A 20,929-nucleotide genomic window follows, 5' to 3' on the forward strand; every position below is an offset into this window, starting at 1 on the left:
GCAGGGAGACACACTATGAAATCATCCTCTTTAAAAAACAGCATGCTCGCCGGACTTCTCGTCACGGCGCTGCTTACTCCTTCGGGAATAAGCAGTGCCGCTGCTTCTCCGGCAAAGTTTTTAGCACAGGGAATTCAGCCGGAGGCATTCCTGGATCTTACAACAGTGTCGGCTGATCGATTACAATCCATCCGCAAAGCTCTGGCTCTCGGGCTCCTGGAAGGAGACGGTGAAGGCCAATTCAGACCCGATGATCTGCTTACACGCCAGGAACTGGCTACCTTGCTGACCAGGGCGCTTCAGTTGTCTATTCCTGACCGGCAAGATTCGTTTAAAGATGTGCAGTCCCAATTGTGGAGCAGCCCTTACATAGCTGCTGTTAAAGCTGCCGGGATTATGGAAGGGGATGACCTGGGGAAGTTTCGCCCTTATGATGTGATTACCCGCGAAGAGATTGCCGTTACGCTCGTAAGAGCCTCCCAAATGGCGCTCGAACTCGAGTCGGTTCCTGCTTCCATATCGGATTGGAAGGGTGTCAGCTCCTGGGCGCAAGCTTTTGTCCGGACAGCATTGGAAGAGGATATTATGTCACCCGAACAGGGCAAATTCGCACCTCAAGAACATGTTCTTCGGGCGGATGTGGCGGAAATGCTGATTTCGGCATTTTTTCCTACTGACAAGGCATCTGTACTCCAGGATATACAAGGGAATCATGTACGCATCAATGGTGTTACCTACGTACTTTCCGAGCATGTGAAGGGCATTCTGCAAGAGAGCAACCGAGAGGTATTGCAAGGAGCCAGGCTTAAATTCCGTTTTAAAGGCAGGACTCTGGAAACTCTTACGGATCTGCAGCTCTCTGCCAAAGGGGATGCTACCCGTGAAGGGGAAGAGGAGTTCAGCCGCAACTTGGTGCTTAATGGTCACGGGGCGGTACTGGACGGTAATTTAACGGTTTCTGGAGACTATACTTCTATTGCCGATCTAACGGTAAAAGGCAGCCTGCACATCAGCAAGGAATTGCAGAATGATTTCCTGGCCGCCAAACTCATCGTTGAAGGCAATACAATCATAGACGGCGGGGACCGGAATACCGTTGTTTTTCAAGAATCAAGTCTACAAACGGTTGATGTAAATAAGCAAGATGTTCATGTTATTACCAAACAGGGCACGACTGTTCAAACGATGAATGTGAATTCGAATGCATCCATTACGGCAGACGATGCCGCCTTGAGCCAAGTGACACTTGCAAATGGAGCCCGGGCAGTGGAATTGCAGGGCACTCTTCCTCAAGTCACAGTAACAGCTGTACAACCGGTTGTTTTGAGCGGAGGCTCCAACATCGGTCAGTTAGCGGTGAACAGCCCTGTTGAGCTGACGCTGAATGGTACCGGAACCGTGACACAATTGCAGCTTAACAACGCGGATGCAACAGTAATCGTCGGGTCGGACTCTAAGGTTACGACAGTAGCTGTAACGAATGGAGCATCAGCTTCTTCGGTTAAGAACATGCCACCTGCCTCTTCGACCTCCGGTTCTACCAATAGCCCGCCGAGGTATGAGATCCCCATCGCAGATCCCAAGCTATCCGTTGGCGATCCGGCGGTCACGATTGACTTGTCTGCGCATTTCAAGGACTCGGAACAAACGAGTTTGAAATTCACGGCCGTTTCTTTAAAAAGCGCGGTGATGAAAGCTTCGATGTCGGGCAACATCTTGACTCTTACGCCTGTCGCCAGAGGAACCGCAACGATTAAAATGGGCGCGAATGATTTGAACGGCGGCAACATCAATGCGGATATGGTCGTGACAGTTAACGATCCGCCCAAGGTCAGCAATGTTCCTTTGCCCATGCTGTTAACGATAAACCAGGGAGATGGCACACTCGATCTTGCTACGGTCTTCGAAGACGCAGATCAGGATAACCTGACCTATGAGGTGCAGTCGTCTGATCCTTCTATTGCCATCGTCAGCGAAAGCGCCGGTCAGTTAACGGTCAAGGCGGTTGCATCGGGCAGTACAGTTATACAGCTCTCGGCTTCAGACGGCAGCAGCTGGAAAGCATCGACTACCTTTAATGTAGTGGTGAATCAGGCACCGTCGCTGCTTGAGGTTCCGGAGCAGTTCATACAGCTTGGCGGCGGAAACCAGGAGCTGGACCTTGCCTCCTATATCAATGATTTGGATAATGATCCGTTTATCGTCACCGCTGAATCGGACTCGCCTGATGTAGCGGGCGTGAGCGTGAGCGGCAGCAAGCTGACTCTGACCCCGGCTAAGGCGGGACAAGCGAAGATCAGGGTGACCGTCACGGATCAGCGCGGGGGAATTAGCGCAAGGGACATCACAGTTACGGTCAATAGGCTTCCGGTTGTGCAGAATCCGCTGACGGACCTTCAATTGACAGTCGGGAATCCGGATGGGACTACGGACCTGTCTACTGTGTTTAAAGACGAAGATCAGGATATATTTACTTACGAAGTAAGCTCCAGTAATCCTTCCGTGGCAACGGCTTCAGAGACTGGGGGGCAGTTGAAAGTGCATGCGTTGGCGTCGGGTACCGCTACGATTACGGTAAAAGCCAAAGACGGTAAGAACGGAGAGATCATTTCTAGTTTTCAAGTAATCGTAAATGAAGCCCCCTTGCTCTCCACTATACCGGTACAGTATTTGCAGCTTGGAGCGCCCGTACAGGAACTGGATCTGAGTCCGTATGTACAGGACCCGGAAAATGATACTTGGAGCTTTACCGTAGATTCATTGTCAGACCCCATTATCAATGTGAACAGCAAAGCTGGAACTTCTAAGCTGATGCTGACACCTGTTGCCGCAGGGAAGACGGAAGTCAGGCTTTCCTTCCATGATAGCCGTGGCGGCATAACGCAAGGAATTGTTTACGTAGAAGTCAATACAGCGCCGGTAGTCGCACAGCAGGTTTCCAATTTAGTGGTAACAGCCGGTCAGACGCCTGGTGTAGTGGATCTTGGTCCTGCATTTACAGATGCCGATCAGGATACTTTAACCTACGAGGTGATATCTTCTCACCCTGCTCTGGCTATAGGAACTGAAGCCGGCGGCCTGCTGTCGGTCAAGGGCCTGGCTCCTGGTATGGCTACGATTACAGTTAAAGCCAAGGATGGAAGGGGCGGCGAGGCGAGCATGAGCTTCGGCGTCGAGGTGAATGCAGCACCCGCGATATCAGCCATACCGGAGCAGTTGATTCAACTGGCCGGATCGCCGCTGGAGCTTGATTTGCTGCCCTATATTCAGGATCTTGAGCATGATGGTATGACCTTGCAGGCGGTTACGAACAATACGACTCTTGCATCCGTTCAAGTGGACGGCTTCAAGTTGACGATTTCCCCCGTTAATGCCGGGCTTGCTCAAATAAACGTAACAGTTACGGACAGCCGTGGCGGACAATCAAAGGCTAGCTTTGTAGTGAGAATCAACTCAGCCCCCTCACTGACCCAGCAGTTTGGGCCGCAGGCTCTGACGGCAGGTCAGCAGGATGGCATAACGGATCTGTCGGTTATGTTCACGGATCCGGATGTGGACCCGCTGACATACAGCGCAGTGTCATCCGATCCGTCTATTGTGACGGTTCAGGAATCCGGAGGAATCCTGAGAACGCATGCCGTAGCATCCGGAACGGCAACGATAAGTGTAACAGCTTCTGACGGCCGTGGAGGACATACGGATTCATCGTTCACTGTGGTGGTGAATGAGGCGCCGGACGTTACTACGATTCCTTTACAAAAGCTGGCCCTGCCGGGAAGCCCGCGAATCCTTGATCTATCAAGTTATTTGTCCGATAAGGAGCAGGATACGCTAAGCGTAACAGATATCACGTATGACCAGACTATCGCATCGCTTTCAATAAATGATCTGCAGTTGACTATGACTCCGCTTAGTCTCGGCGAAACGACTGTGACCATGTCTGTCTATGACAGTCGTGGAGGTACTACCCAATCCTCTTTCCGCTTGAAGGTGACACTTCCGAATCAGAGTCCGGTCGTTCAACAGCCGATGGCTCCTTCAGTTCTAACGGTAGGTCAGCCTGACAGCATCTTGAATCTGGATGCGATTTTCTCTGACCCCGATCTGGACAGCACGTTGACGTACGAGGTCAGCTCAAGTGATCCGTCGGTCGCCACGGCAGTTGTTGCAGGCAACCAAATGACTGTACAGGCAGTTGCTTCAGGCAATGCGGATATCACGCTTAAAGCCAGTGACGGAGAAGGAGGGGAGGTCACTTCGATATGGAAGGTGACGGTTAACGAGCCTCCGGTTATCAGTCCGATTGCCAGTCCCGTTATCTGGATGCATGAAGGAGATCAAGAACTTGATCTGACTGCCTTTATATCCGATCCGGATGCGGGGGATATTCCGAATCTGTCCATTTCTGCAATCTCATCTGCTGCCGACAAGGCTTCGGTTGTGGTATCCGGCAAGAAGCTGACCATCAAGCCGGAGGCGCCGGGAACCGCGCAGATCGAGCTTACGGTGAAAGACGGACGCGGCGGCAAAACGACCGCCAGCCTGACGGTCACAATCAAGCAGAATAAGCCTCCGCAGATTACGGCAATCCCGGAGCAGGTTGTGAAAGTGGGCGACATCCAGAACGTCGACTTGTCGCCTTATCTGTCAGATCCGGATCCGGAGGATACACAAAGCTTGACGGTTTCTATCTCCGCACAGCCGGATCAAAGCGTAGCCAGTGTGAGTATAACCGGCAAGACGTTGACCATCGTCCCTGTATCGACAGGCAAGACGTCTGTGCAGCTTACTGTAAGCGATGGCCGTGGCGGCACGGCGGCAGCCAACGTGGCGATTACAGTCAACCCGGCTAAGGTCAACGCTGCACCGTCGGCTGTAAGCATGATTTATGAGCAGGTGCTCACACCGGGAGTCACCAACGCCCGTACGTTTGACTTGAGCCAGTTGTTCAGCGACCCGGACGGTGATCCGCTCACGTTCACGGCGGTCTCTGCCTCCGGGGCGGCAGCGGCTGCATCCGTAGCCGGCGACATGCTGACGCTGACACCAGGCACAGGAAGCGGCAGTACGAAGGTCACGATAACTGCTGACGATGGCAATGGAGGCACGGGAACTTACGAGTTAACGGTCAGGACTGCACAGCTAGTGGCGAATGGGCAGATCAACGTGACAACCAAGCAGGGTGTCAAGGAAGCTGTAACCTACGATCTGTCTGCGCTGTTCCCGAATCAAACCAGCTTCAAAATCTACGAAGGGACACCGGACTCCACATTTACGGGTCCGACTGAACTTAACGGCAAAACTTTGACGCTGCTAAACCCGAATCTCGGTTTGTATACCTGGGTTGTAGGTGCCGATGGCCGCGCGGCTGTTTTTCAGTTCTCTTCCAAAACGCAGGGGACACCTGAGCGGTTTTTCTCCGAATACATGGACGGCGGGGATGGAAGAATTGCTCTGGAGGTCAGCTATTCCGGCACAGGCGACCCTACCGCAGCGATGAAAGGCTATACAATCGAGGTCCATCAGTACATGAAGAAGACTCAACAGAAGAAAGTGTACTCGAAGGCTCTTTTTGAGCAATACGTGGATCCGTATATTTTTATTGATACTATCTTCTATGATGCAATGGATCTTACGAATATTACGTATTTTAATGATGAGCTCTCCATATATAATCCGAGCGAGTTTAATACCGTAGCCTTGGTGCTGAAAAGAAACGGTCAGGTCGTGGATGTACTGGGCGACCCGAATTCTACGGCTCAGTTTATGCCAAGCGGCGGAACGCTGGTACGCAAATCAGGCATTTACACCGGATCTGCCGCATTTTCCCAGTATGGGGAATGGAACACCCATCCGAAGGGATCTTATCAATATTTAGGAAGCCATACGAAGTAAGAATGAGCAGAGCTTCAGCTCCTGAAAGGCACTGGGTCCAACGGCCCGGCTCCTTTTAGGAGCTTTTTTATTGAGTGCAGAGAGAACTTGTTATAAAAAGAATGAAATGTGTATCGAAGTGCACTAAGCTTTTAGCCGGCTTTGTGAATGACAAACCTATTCATGGGGATAATTACAATATAAAAATAGCACTTGAATACCCGAAAAGTGTTATGATCATAAGTGACACCAAAAGGTGTTATAAAAGCTCTGGAGGTATGAAATATGCAAACACAGGGAGCAATGCCGGAAATCCGTAAGACCATTGTCATCCAGGCTCCGATTGAAAAAGTGTGGCAAGCTGTATCCACATCCGAAGGAATTGCCGGTTGGTGGATGCCAAGTACGTTTAAGCCTATTGTAGGCCATGAGTTTATCCTCCATGCAGGACCATACGGCGATTCGCCTTGCAAAGTAACGGAAATCGATCCTCCGAACCGCGTCGGTTTTGACTGGGGAAAGGATTGGCACCTTGCTTTTGAACTGAGAAGTTTAGATGGTAAAACGGAATTCACTCTGATTCATTCGGGCTGGGATGCTGGCCAAGTTACAGAATTTGGTCAGCCGCATTCGGTCGTTCGCGGATTTATGGACGGCGGATGGGATCGAATCGTCCAAGAGAAGCTGCCTTCTTACCTTGAGGCTTAACATTCATGCCTGATCAAGAGATCCAGCACGATGTATTTCAGGCAATTTCCGATTCCAGCCGCCGCAGGCTTTTGCGGTTACTCGCAGATGCTGACAAGGAAATGGCGATTGCCGAGATTACAGAGTACTTTACTATAAGCCGGACGGCTGTAAACAAGCATCTGCATATTCTTTCGGAGGCTGGCCTTGTCAGCAGCCGCCGGGTCGGGCGGGAAACCCGATACAAACTTCAGCCCGAACCCTTGGCCGAGCTGAAGCAATGGTTTTCTTTCTTCGAACAGTATTGGGAAAACAAGCTGCTTACTCTTAAAGAATTTGTAGAGGCGGATAACGAGTAGTTCGAAACCGGCCGGTAGAACTGCTCGATTTTTTTTATAAAAATTAAAGACTGGAGGACATGAAAACATGTCTACTTTACCAAATTGCCCGGAATGTCATTCTACTTATACTTACGAGGATGGAAGTTTGCTAGTGTGTCCGGAATGTGCGCATGAATGGAGTCTGGCATCGGAAGCCGAACACAATGATAGCGACAAGGTCATCAAGGATGCAAATGGAAATATCTTAAACGATGGCGACTCTGTAAGCATCATCAAAGATCTTAAAGTAAAAGGAAGCTCATCTGTCCTGAAGATTGGTACAAAGGTGAAGAACATCCGGTTAGTTGAGGGAGACCATGACATTGATTGTAAAATTGATGGTTTTGGAGCTATGAAGTTAAAATCGGAGTTTGTTAAGAAGGTTTAAACTGGTTGCAAAGAGATTTGAGTGGGACTACATGTTATCGAGTAGATACACGTCGCGATGGTTGAATAAAAGGGTAAAATGAAAGCCACTCCTTCGTTAAGGAATGGCTTCTTTTATATTGCGTATGTAAGTGTGGAAACTTAAGCCTCAACCTTCTTATCCTCTGACTCATCATTTAATTCACTCATGGATTCCCCGATAGATTGATTTAAATTACGGATTCTATTTTTTAGCTCTGCAAGTTCCGTGCGTTTGAATTTGGAAGCCCCGCCACGGTTCTCATCTATTTTTATTTCAGATTCCAGCACTTCTGTTTGTCTCTCCATGCGAGCTTTAATTGAAGAAGAAGTCTTTATTTGGGTTAAATTATTGCTTGAAGAGACAACCGAATGAAGCCGTTCAGTCTGTACTTCCTCTTCGGATTTTGGAGAGGAGTCATCCTTTTTAGCCTTGGGGTCATTTAATTTACTCCGTTCCAGCAGGGTTTTAGAGATCTGCTCATCAATACTTTGAAGCTGTACTTCATATGATTCGAGCTGTGATTGGATGCTCTCCAAGGTTCCGCCTTTTTCAAGAGTGCTTCCTATAAGCTTGGTCCTAATATCGATAATCTTTTGTTTCTGTTTCATCAAAGAATCAACAGCTCTGCCAAATGGACTTATGGAGACGGAGTCTTTTTTTTCTTTCTGATTTCCAGCCGGCGATATACCGTTATTGTAGTTAAGACTCTGATTAACATGTTGCAGGTTAAATCGCTCGTTTGTGTGTGCACCTATACGCATTTATATGTCTCCTTATTCTGATTAAATTGTTCTGTGCGTTTTTGTTTCCTATAAATGATATCGGCATGAATATAAAATTAGAATAGTGGAAGCTGCAGTGTTAGTCGCCCAATGAATTGAAGCAAAGAAGCCTAAAGGGGTAACGGCACTACCGTACTGGATACGGGGAGGATCGTTTTTGTGGCAGGCCCTCACGTATTCCCGCAAGAGTATGATTTGTGCCTTTATGAGTACATTTTTGGCAGGATGAAAGAGCAGCAGCGGCGAATCCAGTAGAGTCTTAATAGGTTCTTAATTGGTTCGCCGTATGAGACTTACGACCACAATCACCAGGGAGATTAATCATGGAACATTTGCACGGAACCTATAACAGTTGGCTTGTAGGATTGTCGTTTCTGATTGCGGTGACTGCCGCCTACTCGGCTCTTGATTTGGCAGAGAGAGTCAGTACAGCAAAAGGCCGCGCCCGCCCGGTCTGGTTACTGTGCGGCGCAATATCGATGGGTCTGGGTATATGGTCGATGCACTTTGTTGGCATGCTTGCGTATTCTCTGCCGCTGGAAGTTTCCTATGAAATCGATTATGTGCTGCTCTCGATTCTGCTGGCGGTCTCCGTCTCCGCAATCGCCTTGTATGTAGTTGGGCAAAGCGAGATGGGGATGAAGCACCTGCTCATTGGTGGAACCTTGATGGCCGCCGGGATCAGCGGGATGCATTATATCGGTATGGCCGCTATGGTCGTGAACATTGAATATAATCCGAAGGTGGTCCTGCTATCTGTTCTTATTGCGGCAGCGGCCTCCTTCGCGGCACTCTGGCTGTTGTTCTATTTCCGCAAGAAACATACGGGACATATCGGGCTATATAAATTGTGCAGCGGCCTCATTATGGGCGCGGCTATTGCAGGCATGCACTATACAGGTATGGCAGCGGCGCGCTTCTATCCCAAAGATATTACACGGGTCTCACAGGACCTGCTGTTCGATTCAAAAGTGCTCGCTTACGCGATTGCAGCGGGGACGCTGGTTCTGCTTGGTATGACGCTGCTCGGGATTTTGGTGAACAAGCGGTTGTCGCAAAAGGACCTGGCTTTGCAGGAGCACGAACGATGGTACCGGTCCTTGTATGAAAATAATTCCGATGGGATTATTTCGGTCGATACCGGGGGCCGGATTATCGGCTTTAATCCGGCCGTTACGCAAATGACGGGGCTTAACGAATCGGATTACATGCAAGGGCATATCTCCGCACTCGGGTTAAGCTTGCCGGAGGAAGAGAAGGGGAACACCAGACATGAGACCGCGCTGGTACGGTCTTCCGGTGAGAAGATCGAGCTGGCGATCCTTAATGTCCCTGTAGAAATTGAGGGAAAACGGGTTGGCAATCATATTATAGCTAAAGATATTACGGAGGAGAAACGTTCCAAAGAACGGATCCGCCATCTGGCTTATCACGATGAATTGACGGACTTGCCCAACCGGCGCCACTTTAACGACAAGCTTGTACAAAGAATCTCCCTGCCGGATTCGGAGGCGGAGCCGTTTGCCGTCCTGATGGTGGACATCGACAGGTTCAAATTCATTAATGACAGCCTGGGACACACCTATGGGGATTTGTTCCTGCAGATGGTAAGTGAGCGGATGCGGCAGAGCATCGAAGGCAGCGGAGTGTTCCTGGCCCGGATGGGCGGGGATGAGTTTACTTTTATAAGTCCTATCCGCACCCCCGGGGAAGAACCTGCCGAGCTGATCGGGCAGATTATCCAGTCCCTTCAAGCACCTTACCGGTTAAAAGATAATGATTTCTACGTTACGGCAAGTATAGGAATCGCTCTATATCCCGAGCATGGCAAGGACCCGGTGCAGCTTCTTAAAAATGCGGACACCGCTATGTACGAAGTTAAGAAGAGGGAGAAGAACGGCCATCTTCTTTTTTCCAATGAACTGGATAAACGGATATTGGAGAGGTTAGAGCTGGAAAATGATCTGCGTAAAGCGGTACAGAGACAAGAGCTGGTTCTCCATTACCAGCCTCAGATAAGTACCAAGAACAGCCGGATGATTGGAGTCGAGGCGCTGGTACGCTGGGATCACCCGCAGAGAGGGATGATCTCCCCCGTGGTCTTTGTACCGATTGCCGAAGAGTCCGGTATGATTCTGGAGATCGGCACATGGGTTCTGCGCGAAGCTTGCCTGCAAATGAGGCGGTGGCATCAAGCGGGGGGGCCGCTAATTCCGGTCTCTGTCAATTTATCCGCGCAGCAGTTTCATCATTCCAACCTCGTGGATGCCGTTAAAAGCATTTTGCTGGAGACAGGTCTTCAGCCGCAATATCTGGAGCTGGAGATTACCGAAGGCATGATGATGGATCATGCGGTTTCCAGCGCTATTTTACAGGAAATATCGGAACTGGGGGTCCGCATCAGTCTGGATGACTTCGGTACCGGGTACAGCTCGCTCAGTTATCTCAAGCAATTTCCTATCCATAAGCTCAAAATCGACCGTTCTTTCATTACAGATATCACAAACAATTCGAGTGATCAGGCGATTGTAGCCACCATTATCTCCATGGCGAACCATCTCAAGCTGGATGTCATTGCCGAAGGCATCGAGACGAAGGATCAACTGGATATTCTAACGGAGAAGGAATGCCGGGAAATTCAAGGGTATTACTTTAGCAAGCCCCTTCCGGCAGACGAGGTCGAAGAGAGCTTCTTTGTCCCCCAAAGAATTCCTGGTATAACGAGTATCTGATGCGTGAGGGCAGGAGCGTTAGACACAGCTGTAGTGATCTGCCGCAGAGGATCTATATTTAAATGATTAGATGAACAGCATCTGGACTAAAGGATGCTGTTTTTTGTCCTGCCTCCTAAATATTCCATTGTAAACCGAAATTTCTTTTTATGAAAAATTACTTTTACAAATATTTAAAGGTACTTGAAAAAAATAAGCGAAGGGGTCAAAATAAAGACATCCGTTTGGATAGGATTTGTGTACTAAACGGCTGTCAGGAACAGACTATTAGAAGTAGAGGTGAAGATAAATGGAGATAGGAATAAGCACGTTTGTAGAAACTTCGCCGGATGTTCAAACCGGAGAGGTAATGAGTCATGCACAGCGGCTCCGCGAGGTGGTCGAGGAAATTGTACTTGCCGATCAGGTAGGTTTGGATGTATATGGCGTAGGTGAACATCACCGCAAAGATTATGCGGCGTCCTCACCGGCAGTCGTACTGGCCGCGGCCGCATCCCAGACGCAGCGAATCCGGCTGACGAGTGCGGTTACGGTGCTTTCTTCTGCCGATCCGGTGCGGGTATTCCAGGATTTCGCTACACTCGACGGAATTTCGAATGGGCGGGCTGAGATTATGGCGGGCCGTGGTTCTTTTATCGAATCATTCCCCCTCTTTGGTTATGATTTGAATGACTACGATGAGCTGTTCGATGAGAAGCTGGAATTGCTGCTGAAAATCCGGGAGTCGGAGAAAGTGACATGGAAGGGCGGTCATCGGCCTGCGATTCAACAATTGGGGGTGTATCCGCGTCCGGTTCAGAATCCTTTACCCGTGTGGATTGGCAGCGGGGGAAATCAGGAATCGGTCATCCGCGCAGGCCTGCTCGGACTGCCGCTTGTGCTGGCGATTATCGGAGGAAGCCCGCTGCAGTTTGCCCCGCTGGTACAGCTGTATAAGAGAGCGGCTGCTCACGCAGGCCATGACGCCTCCAAGCTGCCCGTAGCGTCCCACTCGCACGGTTTCATTGCCGAGGATGCCCAGATTGCGGCGGATAAGTTCTTCCTCCCCACCCAGGCAAGTATGAATGCGATCGGGCGGGAGCGGGGCTGGGGGCATTATGACCGCTCCAGTTACGATGCCGCGCGGAGCTTTGAAGGAGCGCTGTACGTTGGTGATCCGCAGACCGTGGCGCAGAAGATCATTCACCTCCGCAAACACGTAGGCATCACCCGCTTTATGCTGCATGTACCGCTGGGCACGATGCCTCATGAAGATGTTATGAGAGCCATTGAGCTGCTGGGTACAGAGGTGGCGCCGAAGGTTCGGGATGAGATAGCCAGATGGGAAGCCGAGAACGAAGCGAAGTCATAAAACGGGCGTGTCCCTGAGCAATTGTGCTCCACCGCATATGAATATATATTTCAATGTTCACAGCCCAAAGACTGCCCTCTAACTTACGGGGCAGTCTTAATCATTTCAACTTTTGGATCAGGAGATGATATATAAGGTCTGGGTGTTATTGCGCGCTCGGTTTTTCTCTGCTGCACGTTGTGCATGAGCAGGGCAAAGATAATGAGCAGGGTGCCGTAGATCTCATACATACTGATCCGGTAGCCTTGGAAAGCCATAATAACGAATGTGGTAATCGGAACAAAATTGATAAATAAGATTCCGTTAAGCGGGGATAGCAATTTGATTCCTGAATTCCAGCATAGTAAGGCAGCTAGTCCCGGCAGTAAGATCATAAAGGACATTTCAAATTTGATCGAAAGCAGAGTGTCCCAGGCAGGCACCGGAAGTAAGCCGAAGACGGAGGCGAGTGTAACGATTACAAAGGATACGGCGCTCCCCAGCAAGCAGGTTAGAGTAGAATAACGCAGGATCGACCAATCCCTGAACTGGCTTCCCCCCATCGAATACACGACCCATCCCACAACGCCGATAAAAATCAGCAGCAGCGGAAGAAGATTTTGCCCGGCTGTCATGAAAAAAGCCAGTTCACCTTTGGTGATCACAAGTAAGGCGCCGATAAGGGCGACAACTACACTCGTGAGCATGTAGGATTTGGGTGCTTTTCGGGTCGTAATCCATAAGACCATAATGGAGATCATCGGCATAAGTACTTCCATTATCGAAGCGGCTACAGTACCCGGCTCCCCCATGAGAGATTGTCCGAAGAAGACGAACATGTTATAGACGGTAAATGCCATCGTTCCGAAGAACAGCAAGGCCTTGCCTCTTCCCTCCAAACGAAAAGAAGATCGGCCTTCTTTCATCCAGAGAAGCAAGGTGAGAATAACGCCCACGATTAAATAGCGGATAAACGAGAAATAGAACGGATCAATTTGCTGCAAGGCTACATGTGCAACGGGAAACATAGCTCCCCAGGACATACTCGCGATCAGGCACAGAATGGAACCGATGATGACTTGTTTGCTTAGCATGTGTGTCTCTCCCTAGTATGTAAATGCCGGCTTATTGTACAACAACCATCATAGGGGAGATGCAAGTCTTTAGTAAAATGATTATAAATAAAGGTTATCATCATTTATAATGATATCAGAACGAAGAAATAGACATATCGGAAGCAGAGGAGGAGGCACCTTGGAGTTAAATGATTTGAGAATCTTTCAGGCCGTAGCGGCACATGGCAGTGTCAGTAAAGCCGCTCTAGAGCTCAGCTATGTTCAGTCGAATGTAACGGCCCGGATCAAGCTGCTGGAGAAAGAGCTTCAGACCCCCTTATTCTACCGGCACAAAAGAGGGATGATTCTAAACACGGAAGGAAAGCGGCTGCTGGAGTATTCAAGAGAAATCCTATCGAAAGTAGATGAAATGAAGCAAACCTTTCAAGACAAATCGAACCCTTACGGTGTCCTTGAGATTGGCATAGTAGAGACTGTAGCAGCTCTTCCCTATATCCTGTCGTCCTATTATCGTAAGTACCCGAATGTGGAAATATCTTTGAAGGCTGGGGTAACCGATCTGCTACTGCAGGATGTCATTGATATGAAGCTGGACGGAGCCTTCGTCACAGGACCGATCCGGCATCCGTTAATCGAGCAGGTCGAGGTGATCCAGGAAAGGCTGGTTCTGGTTACCAAGGCGGATACCTTCGCTGTGGAGGATATCACAACCAAGCCCTTGCTGCTCTACAATAAAGGCTGCGGGTACCGCGGAAGGCTCGAAAGCTGGCTGAAGGTCGAAGGAATCGTCCCGAAGCAGATTATGGAGTTCGGGACGTTCGGGACGATCATCGGCAGTGTGGCTGCCGGAGTCGGAATGACGATTATTCCGGAATCGGCTATCAAGGATCTGGTCGCCAGCGGTACCGTGTATGCTCATAGCGTGCCGGAGCCTTACCGCGAGATTACAACCATCTTTATCCGGCGTAAGGATTCTTATTTAACGAGCACCCTGCAGTGCTTCATTGATGAAATTGTGGCCCGGACTAGTGCTGCAGATCTGCCTTTGCCAGAGTAATCAATGTGAGCTCAGGACGGCAGTTAAAGCGTACAGGAAGACGTGTTGTCCCAATGCCGCGCGTAGTGTATACCTGCAACCGGCTGTTTGGGATTTGATATAAGCCCGCTGAATATTTACCTCCATGAGGAGGGGTGTAGAGTGTCCCAATAAAAGGGAGCCGCACCTGTCCTCCATGGCTGTGGCCGGACAACTGTAAATCTACCGCTAACTGGCCGTATTCATCAGCAAAATCGGGTTCGTGGGCAAGGAGAGTCGTACAAGCCTCCTCCGGTATATCAAGTAGAGCCTGCCGGATATTTGGTTTGCCGACCCAGGGATCATCAATACCGGCTACATAGATTGCATCCTTGCCTTTTCGTAATGCCGCGTGTTCATTATGAAGCACATGGAAACCTGCTTCTGACAACCCCCGTGTCACTGACCGACGGTTACCAAAAGCATCATGGTTGCCCAGAATAGCCAATTGCCCAAAGGGTGCCCGCAGCTGGGAAAGCAAGGCAACTGCTTCTGGAATGTAGGCTGTTGAGTGATCCAGGAGATCTCCGGTGAAGCAAAGGAGATCGGGCTGGATTTGCCAGACTTGTTCTACCAGCTCGGATAAATGCTCAGGTTTGGAGTCGACCCCTAGGTGTAAGTCGCTAAAATGAACGATGCGAAAGCCGTTAAAGGACGGCGGAAGCTTCGCAAGCGTAATAGTTATAGGGTTAACTTCCATCCAGTACGGTTCAATCCAGCGTGAATAGATACCGGATAAACCGGCTGTACCCAGCAGACCTATTGTCCATTGAGCGCTCTTTCTCAGAAATTGCCGGCGGCTAATTGGTGTTGATGTGGATAGCATAATATCTCCGTTCTCATCAGGTGTTTGGTTTATGAAGTACAGCAGTAAATCTGTTCGGGCTATGAGAACAATCATAAGTTCCGTATGTTACGTCTATATGACAGCACGAGAAAAAGACACCGCAACGAATAAGTCGCGATGCCTTTTAATTATCTGGCGGAGCTGCAGGTAAGGAGAAATAAAATTCAACTTCTCTTGTATGAACATGAAAGCCAAATTTGGAATCGTGCTTTTGCAATATCGTTCTAACAATCGATAATCCCAAGCCTGTTCCGCTAAGCAGTTTACTGCGGGAGCTCTCCAATACGTAGAATGGCTCCCAGATATTCTCCCATTGTAGGGAGTCTCCGATCTCAACCCCATTGGTAATCGTAAATAGGACTTGATTATTCTTGTTTTCCATTGAAATCTGGATAAGCCTGTCGTTTGTGTATTTGATGGCATTGGAAATAAAATTGTTAAGGACCATGTCTATCTTCTGTTTATCTGCCTGCACCCATGGATCTGTAAGTAAACGGTCATGCACAGAAATTGTGATATCTTGCTGCTGGGTAGAGATTCGGTACTTCTGCAGAGTGTCCTGAAGCAAGAGTCTGAAATCAAAAGTGCTGATCGTATAGGAATCGGTTTGCAGTTTGGATAGCTCCAGAAGTTTATTGACCCATCTTGAAATGTCATCTGTCTGCTGCTGGATCACATCCAGATAAGTACCATCGTCCATGCCGTCCTTGATTCCCGACGAGTAAGCCTTAATCAAGGCAAGCGGGGTTTTCAGCTCGTGTGAAATATTTGCGATAAACTCCCGCAGATTATGGTTTTTGTCCTCCAGAGCTTGATGTGCATGTTCTAATTTATCACTCATTTGATTAATGCTCCGGGCTAAAGACTCGATTTCATCATCTGTCTGAATATGGACCCTGGTGAAAGATAGATTTGAGATTTTCTCAGCAGCTTCCTGTATTTTAGCAAGCGGTTGAACAATATGCTTCGTGAACAGCCCTGATAACACGATCAGCAGCAGGAGCTGTCCCGCATAAATATAGACATTAAATTGATTGACGATTTTGAGCGTGTCTATAGAATGCGAGATCGATTCTCCTACTACAATAAGCAGATCGTCCTTTTTCATAAAAGTAGCCAGGAAGCTTGATTTCAATTTTTCTTGATAATAAATTTTTCTGACTATGATCTGCTCATTCAGCTTGCTAATACTTTCATCGGTTATCCAGAACTTACTCAGTGTAATCCCTTTTTTATTCAACTTATCTAGAATCATCGTGTTTAGACTGTTATTGTTTTCAGTCATTGACGTATAAACGATTGTCACACCATGCTTATTTTCAAGGTCCTCCACATGCTGAAGCAGCTGATCGGTATCCATCGTTTCAAACTGCTCAGTTAAGACAGCAAGTGCATTCTTTTTCTGGTATAGATGGTATTTGGGTAAGAAGTAAGTATTCATTATCCATGTAAAAATAAACGTTATAAAGAACACCAGAGTAATTCGCAAAATGAATTTCTTATTTAACCTATTCATTCGTTTCTTCCAGGCTATATCCCATACCCCTGTGTGTTTTGATTAAACGATTCCCGACTTTTACCCTTAATCTCCGGACATGTGTATCGACCGTTCTTTCTTCGCCAAAATAATCGAATCCCCAGACATGGTCCAGCAAAGCTTTTCTCGAAATGATCCTTCCTCTATTTTCAATAAAATGTTTCATTAGATGAAATTCCTTATGGGTCGCCTGCAAATCTTCGCCATTTCTGAAAATCTTTTGCCCATCCATATCTATCTTGAGGTTTCCTATATAGATCTGGTTATCCATCTGGAGTAAATTCTTAACCCTCAGGATCAGAATACGCGGGTCGAATGGCTTGCTCATATATTCATCGGCACCGGTTTGCAGAGCAATCAGCTCATCTTCGACATCTCCTTTTGCCGTTAAGAGCAGCACCTTCGTGTTGCTTTGTTTTTTAATCTCCTTGCAGACCTGGATACCATTCACTTTAGGCATCATCCAATCCAGAACCGCCAAATGAATGGGATGGTTATAAAATAGATGGAGTGCTTCTTCACCATCTTGTGCGGGATATGTCGTAAAGGCTTCATTCTCAAAATAAGCCTTCAAAATCTTGAGCATAAAGGGTTCGTCATCGGCGATTAATATATTCATAAATCGGCTCCTTCAAAATCCTTCTTTTTTATTTCATACGAACATTGTTTGCAGATAATCCGTAGATAAATAGGGTGCCCACAAGAACGAAAAAACAGACGGTTAACCAAATTGATATTCTCATTGTAAGCTGAACCTTTCCTATCCTTTTCATTGAAGCCATGTACCGGATCCGGCCTATATGCAAGAACCATCTTAGGTTACGTATGTTACACCAGTATGGCGGCGGGATAAAAAAGACACCACAACGTATCGTTGCAGTGTCCAGATGATGAAGAGATGCGCCTGAAGCACAAGACGGAAGGTGTCCCGAAATCTGCATAAAATAAGCTTCTGAAAGATAGGAATGAAGTCACCATCTTGTCAGAAGCTCTGATCTAAACTCGAATTTGTTTAACGGACTCACGCAGACGATGCGTCATCTCGTTCAATTCTTTGGCAGAATCGGCGAAATATTGCGCGATATGAAGCTGCTGATCGGTCAGTTCACCGATCTGAAGCGTTTGGTCAGAGGTGGCTTTGGCGATGTCGGCGATTTCGATCACGGTAGCGGACACCTCTTCAGAGCTGGCGGTCATTTGCTCAGTAGAAGCAGAGATCTCGCGAATTTGCTCGCTGACAAGCCGGAACAGCTCCACTACGTTCGCGAAGGAAGTCTCGGCTTCCTCGGACAACTCAGACCCTGCACGCACTTCTTCAGAACCGCTTTTCATCGCTTCACTGATCCGGAGCGATTCGTTCTGAATGTTATGCAGCAGGGAAGCAATCTGGCTTGTGGAATGGAAGGAATCCTCCGCCAGTTCCCTGACTTCACTTGCAACAACGGCAAATCCGGCTCCATGCTCGCCGGCCCGCGCCGCTTCGATGGATGCGTTTAATGCAAGCAGCTTGGTCTGATTGGCAATTTCCGATATCGCGGCCAGAGCACCCGCAATTTCCTGAGAGTAGCCGTGCAGGCTGGTAACACGCTGGACTGTTTCTTCCGTAGCGGATGAAATGGTCCGAATTTGATGATTCATCCGGCTTATGGTATTTCTGCCCGATTGAGCGCTATGAAGCGCATTGACGGAAGCATCGGATACCGTCAAGGAGGCTTCGGAGATTCGCTGAAGGGTACTGGCGATCTCCTCCATCGCGCGTGCGCCTTCTTCGGAATTGGTACGCTGAGTTTGCGAGCCGCCGGCAACTTGCTTGGAGGCTTCATTTACCCGTGTGTTCATCTCCAGCAAGTCCCGCGCTTCCGCAGAGAAGCGGTCGGAAGCGGTCACGAGCTGGTCGGACATTCGGGCAACGCTCGATACGATGCCGCCAACGATCGTATTCAGGCTGCCCGACATGGTGACAATGGCCTGGTAGAGGGCCCCGACTTCATCCTGAGAGCGTACAGGGTATTCAAGAAGCTGCCGGTTCGCCTCCATGAAATTGCCTGCCGCAACGTTCTCCGCGCTGGATACGATCCGTTTCAGCGGATGGATGGCGCGAATGAGCAGCCAGACGATCAGTCCAATGCCTAGCAGTGCGAGCGATACCATGAGAATGTAGAAAGGGATACTTTCACGGATGACGCTGCTGGCAATGCTGTCGGTCACTGCGGCTTCCGTATCGATTCCGATGACACCAAGCAAGGTTCCGTCCGGAAGTTTGACCGGTGCATAGGATGAAATATATTTGCCGTATTGCGGATTATCGATTAACGCCGAATGTGCGGTAGTCCCCTTCAGCAGATCCTGGATGGCTGCTGGAGGAATGTCCGTTACTTCATTTATGGGGGATGCGGAATCCGAATCCTTCGGCTGTCCGTCTATCATAATAAGCGGACGCCGGCTTTCGTCAATTCGTACAAAATAGACATAGAGAGCCCCGATTTGCCTGCGGAATTGATCCAGATCCTGCCGGATAGACCAATACAATTCATCCTCTTGCGGATTCGCCATGAATTGTTCCAAACGCTTGGTGTCGAGCTGGCGGGTATAGCTTTCGGCCATACGCGTCCCATAACTTGTCGTCACTTGATTCGCTGTGGCCTTCATATTACTGATCTGTAGCCAAGTGTACCCCGCCGATAATAGGAGGATAACGATCATAACTACAAATGCAATCCGTGATGCCAACCTCTTCCTAACCTCTGCATACCACTTCATTGTTAAGTCGGTCCCCTTTATCTAGTCATAGCTGCTTCCAGAACTACATGCAATCCAATATATTATAATGAAATAACTGGATTAAGTTCTATAATAATTATCATTATTAATATTGGGTAATTAGACCTATTTTAGTTTATTTCAACGATTTAAAACAACTAAAACTTTTTGATAAAGAGGAGCGGCGCTGATTCTATACAGTCAGGCAATTAGGGGCATGGTTTCGCCCATATAAGATGTACCATATTTATCCAGTAAGTTTCTGCATTTAGGATTTTGATACCTGATTTGTGAATGAGCTCCTGGATGTTTCTCGTATGATGGCATCCGAAAGCGCGATGTAAGAGAGGATTAAGCGCTTTTTGCACAGCGGCTGCGGCCGGGTTCGTGCTCCATTGCCGTAATCTTGACTCCGGGGGGATAAAAGGGGAAGTTGGCGCCTGCACCCACAGCGAGTTCAAGCACATGGCCTTTTGCTTCACGTAAGAGATGCTGGCGCCAGCGTTTTTGTTTCGGATCTTCTCTTTGTTTTCGTACTGGGCCGCTTGTTTATCAAAGATCCGGATGAGTTTTTGTTTGTCCATTTGAGTTCCACCTTTCGGAATAAAAGGCTATATACAAGAGAATACAAGGATTGCCGATCAGGAAGAGATTTAGCGAGACTATTGGCCAATACCCAGAGAGAATGTCCCGGTAAGCCATGGTGATGGCCGGCTTGCCGGGATATTTTTTATTAGGATTGATACGCGGATGGAAGAAGTCGGATAAGTATGAGGGCAGTTGGCCCGGCTCCCTCTGCTCAACCTTCTCTCCAAGCTTCCTCATACTGGGTGAGCACATACTCCAGCTCGTCCAAGCGCACAAAGCGGGCGGCGCGGTAGACTTCTTTTCCTTCGTAGAAAAGAAGGACGGTGGGCGCCGCAAACGCCAGGTATTCGGAAGCGGCATCCGGCGCATCTTCCATGTAGACATAAATGCCTGTAATGTCCTTGTGGGATTCCAGCATGATGGCTGCTTTCGCCTGGACGGATTCGCATACTCCACATTGGCCGGTTTTGATGACCATAAGAACCAGCGGCTTTTCCCCGATGGTCTTCTTCACATCGTTTAGATTCATTAATTGATGCATCCTTTAGATACCTCCATCCATCATTCATAATAAGCTTGTATTGCGTGACAACCCCGAATATCAAGTGCATCTGCTCTTTAGTATACCTTACATGAGAAGAGCGAGATTCGATCCTCGAACAATTGTGAATGATCCGGCAGGTGATAAACTAGATTCGTCAGTCTCCGTGTCCAAGATATGGAACAACCTCTGTTACTACTCCTTTTGAGAAAAGTTCCTTATAATAAAAGGATTCTCACCAGAGAGGCCCATGCTTATTTGTACCCTCTGTCTTGAGTCTTTATTTGTTGCCTGCACGATCATCATCACGT

The 20,929-nt window shown here is 48.5% G+C and carries 15 protein-coding genes; 7 read left to right on the forward strand and 8 right to left on the reverse strand.

The features are described from left to right. The first annotated feature begins 15 nt into the window (after positions 1 to 15). The 4 genes from AR333_RS17030 (at position 16) to AR333_RS17045 (ending at position 7,329) form a co-directional block, all read left to right on the forward strand. The gene (locus AR333_RS17030; RefSeq protein ID WP_068776573.1) at positions 16 to 5,895 is read left to right on the forward strand and encodes an S-layer homology domain-containing protein; all 5,880 of its coding nucleotides are present in this window, start codon (positions 16 to 18) and stop codon (positions 5,893 to 5,895) included. 264 nt (positions 5,896 to 6,159) lie between these two features. Continuing rightward, complete coding sequence (locus AR333_RS17035; RefSeq protein ID WP_068776574.1) at positions 6,160 to 6,582, forward strand: SRPBCC domain-containing protein; 423 nt, start codon at positions 6,160 to 6,162, stop codon at positions 6,580 to 6,582. Positions 6,583 to 6,587: 5 nt separating this feature from the next. Beyond that, positions 6,588 to 6,920, forward strand: coding sequence for a helix-turn-helix transcriptional regulator (locus AR333_RS17040; RefSeq protein ID WP_068776575.1), 333 nt, complete (start codon positions 6,588 to 6,590; stop codon positions 6,918 to 6,920). A gap of 67 nt (positions 6,921 to 6,987) precedes the next feature. Continuing rightward, positions 6,988 to 7,329: a zinc ribbon domain-containing protein YjdM gene (locus tag AR333_RS17045; protein WP_068776576.1), complete on the forward strand. Its 342-nt coding sequence runs from the start codon at positions 6,988 to 6,990 to the stop codon at positions 7,327 to 7,329. A 140-nt stretch (positions 7,330 to 7,469) separates the two neighbouring features. Here the strand turns inward: AR333_RS17045 and AR333_RS17050 are convergent, their stop codons facing one another. Beyond that, positions 7,470 to 8,111: a hypothetical protein gene (locus tag AR333_RS17050; protein ID WP_068776577.1), complete on the reverse strand. Its 642-nt coding sequence runs from the start codon at positions 8,109 to 8,111 to the stop codon at positions 7,470 to 7,472. Between the two features lie 344 nt (positions 8,112 to 8,455). On the opposite strand from AR333_RS17050, the gene AR333_RS17055 reads away from it, so the two are divergent. Both AR333_RS17055 and AR333_RS17060 read left to right on the forward strand, forming a co-directional pair. After that, positions 8,456 to 10,864 carry a bifunctional diguanylate cyclase/phosphodiesterase gene (locus AR333_RS17055; RefSeq protein ID WP_068776578.1) on the forward strand — a complete coding sequence of 803 codons (2,409 nt, stop codon included), beginning with the start codon at positions 8,456 to 8,458 and terminating at the stop codon, positions 10,862 to 10,864. 289 nt (positions 10,865 to 11,153) lie between these two features. Then, complete coding sequence (locus AR333_RS17060; protein ID WP_068776579.1) at positions 11,154 to 12,215, forward strand: LLM class flavin-dependent oxidoreductase; 1,062 nt, start codon at positions 11,154 to 11,156, stop codon at positions 12,213 to 12,215. Between the two features lie 83 nt (positions 12,216 to 12,298). On the opposite strand, the gene AR333_RS17065 is transcribed toward AR333_RS17060, so the two are convergent. Beyond that, positions 12,299 to 13,288, reverse strand: coding sequence for a DMT family transporter (locus tag AR333_RS17065; RefSeq protein ID WP_068776580.1), 990 nt, complete (start codon positions 13,286 to 13,288; stop codon positions 12,299 to 12,301). A gap of 160 nt (positions 13,289 to 13,448) precedes the next feature. Here AR333_RS17065 and AR333_RS17070 point away from each other — a divergent pair, with 160 nt between their 5' ends. Then, positions 13,449 to 14,327, forward strand: a complete 879-nt coding sequence (locus AR333_RS17070) for a LysR family transcriptional regulator (RefSeq protein ID WP_068776581.1) — start codon at positions 13,449 to 13,451, stop codon at positions 14,325 to 14,327. On the opposite strand, the gene AR333_RS17075 is transcribed toward AR333_RS17070, so the two are convergent. The 6 genes from AR333_RS17075 to AR333_RS17100 all read right to left on the reverse strand — a co-directional run bounded on the left by AR333_RS17075 (position 14,296) and on the right by AR333_RS17100 (position 20,606). Beyond that, positions 14,296 to 15,246: a metallophosphoesterase gene (locus AR333_RS17075; protein WP_253735888.1), complete on the reverse strand. Its 951-nt coding sequence runs from the start codon at positions 15,244 to 15,246 to the stop codon at positions 14,296 to 14,298. The two genes, AR333_RS17070 and AR333_RS17075, sit on opposite strands and share 32 nt — an antisense overlap. 70 nt (positions 15,247 to 15,316) lie before the next feature. Next, on the reverse strand, positions 15,317 to 16,552 hold the full coding sequence (locus AR333_RS17080; RefSeq protein ID WP_253735889.1) for a cell wall metabolism sensor histidine kinase WalK: 1,236 nt from the start codon (positions 16,550 to 16,552) through the stop codon (positions 15,317 to 15,319). 148 nt (positions 16,553 to 16,700) lie between these two features. Then, positions 16,701 to 17,348, reverse strand: a complete 648-nt coding sequence (locus tag AR333_RS17085) for a response regulator transcription factor (RefSeq protein WP_068776584.1) — start codon at positions 17,346 to 17,348, stop codon at positions 16,701 to 16,703. Positions 17,349 to 17,725: 377 nt separating this feature from the next. Continuing rightward, a complete protein-coding gene (locus AR333_RS17090; RefSeq protein WP_172798886.1) occupies positions 17,726 to 19,459 on the reverse strand; it encodes a methyl-accepting chemotaxis protein in 1,734 nt (577 codons plus the stop codon). A gap of 239 nt (positions 19,460 to 19,698) precedes the next feature. Continuing rightward, positions 19,699 to 20,073 (reverse strand): hypothetical protein, encoded by a 375-nt coding sequence (locus AR333_RS17095; RefSeq protein WP_068776586.1) that lies wholly within the window; start codon positions 20,071 to 20,073, stop codon positions 19,699 to 19,701. Positions 20,074 to 20,288: 215 nt separating this feature from the next. Then, positions 20,289 to 20,606 (reverse strand): thioredoxin family protein, encoded by a 318-nt coding sequence (locus AR333_RS17100; RefSeq protein WP_253735890.1) that lies wholly within the window; start codon positions 20,604 to 20,606, stop codon positions 20,289 to 20,291. Positions 20,607 to 20,929: the final 323 nt, after the last annotated feature.

Origin of the sequence: Paenibacillus sp. FJAT-26967, from assembly GCF_001541095.1 — a bacterium.
Lineage (GTDB): Bacteria > Bacillota > Bacilli > Paenibacillales > NBRC-103111 > Paenibacillus_F.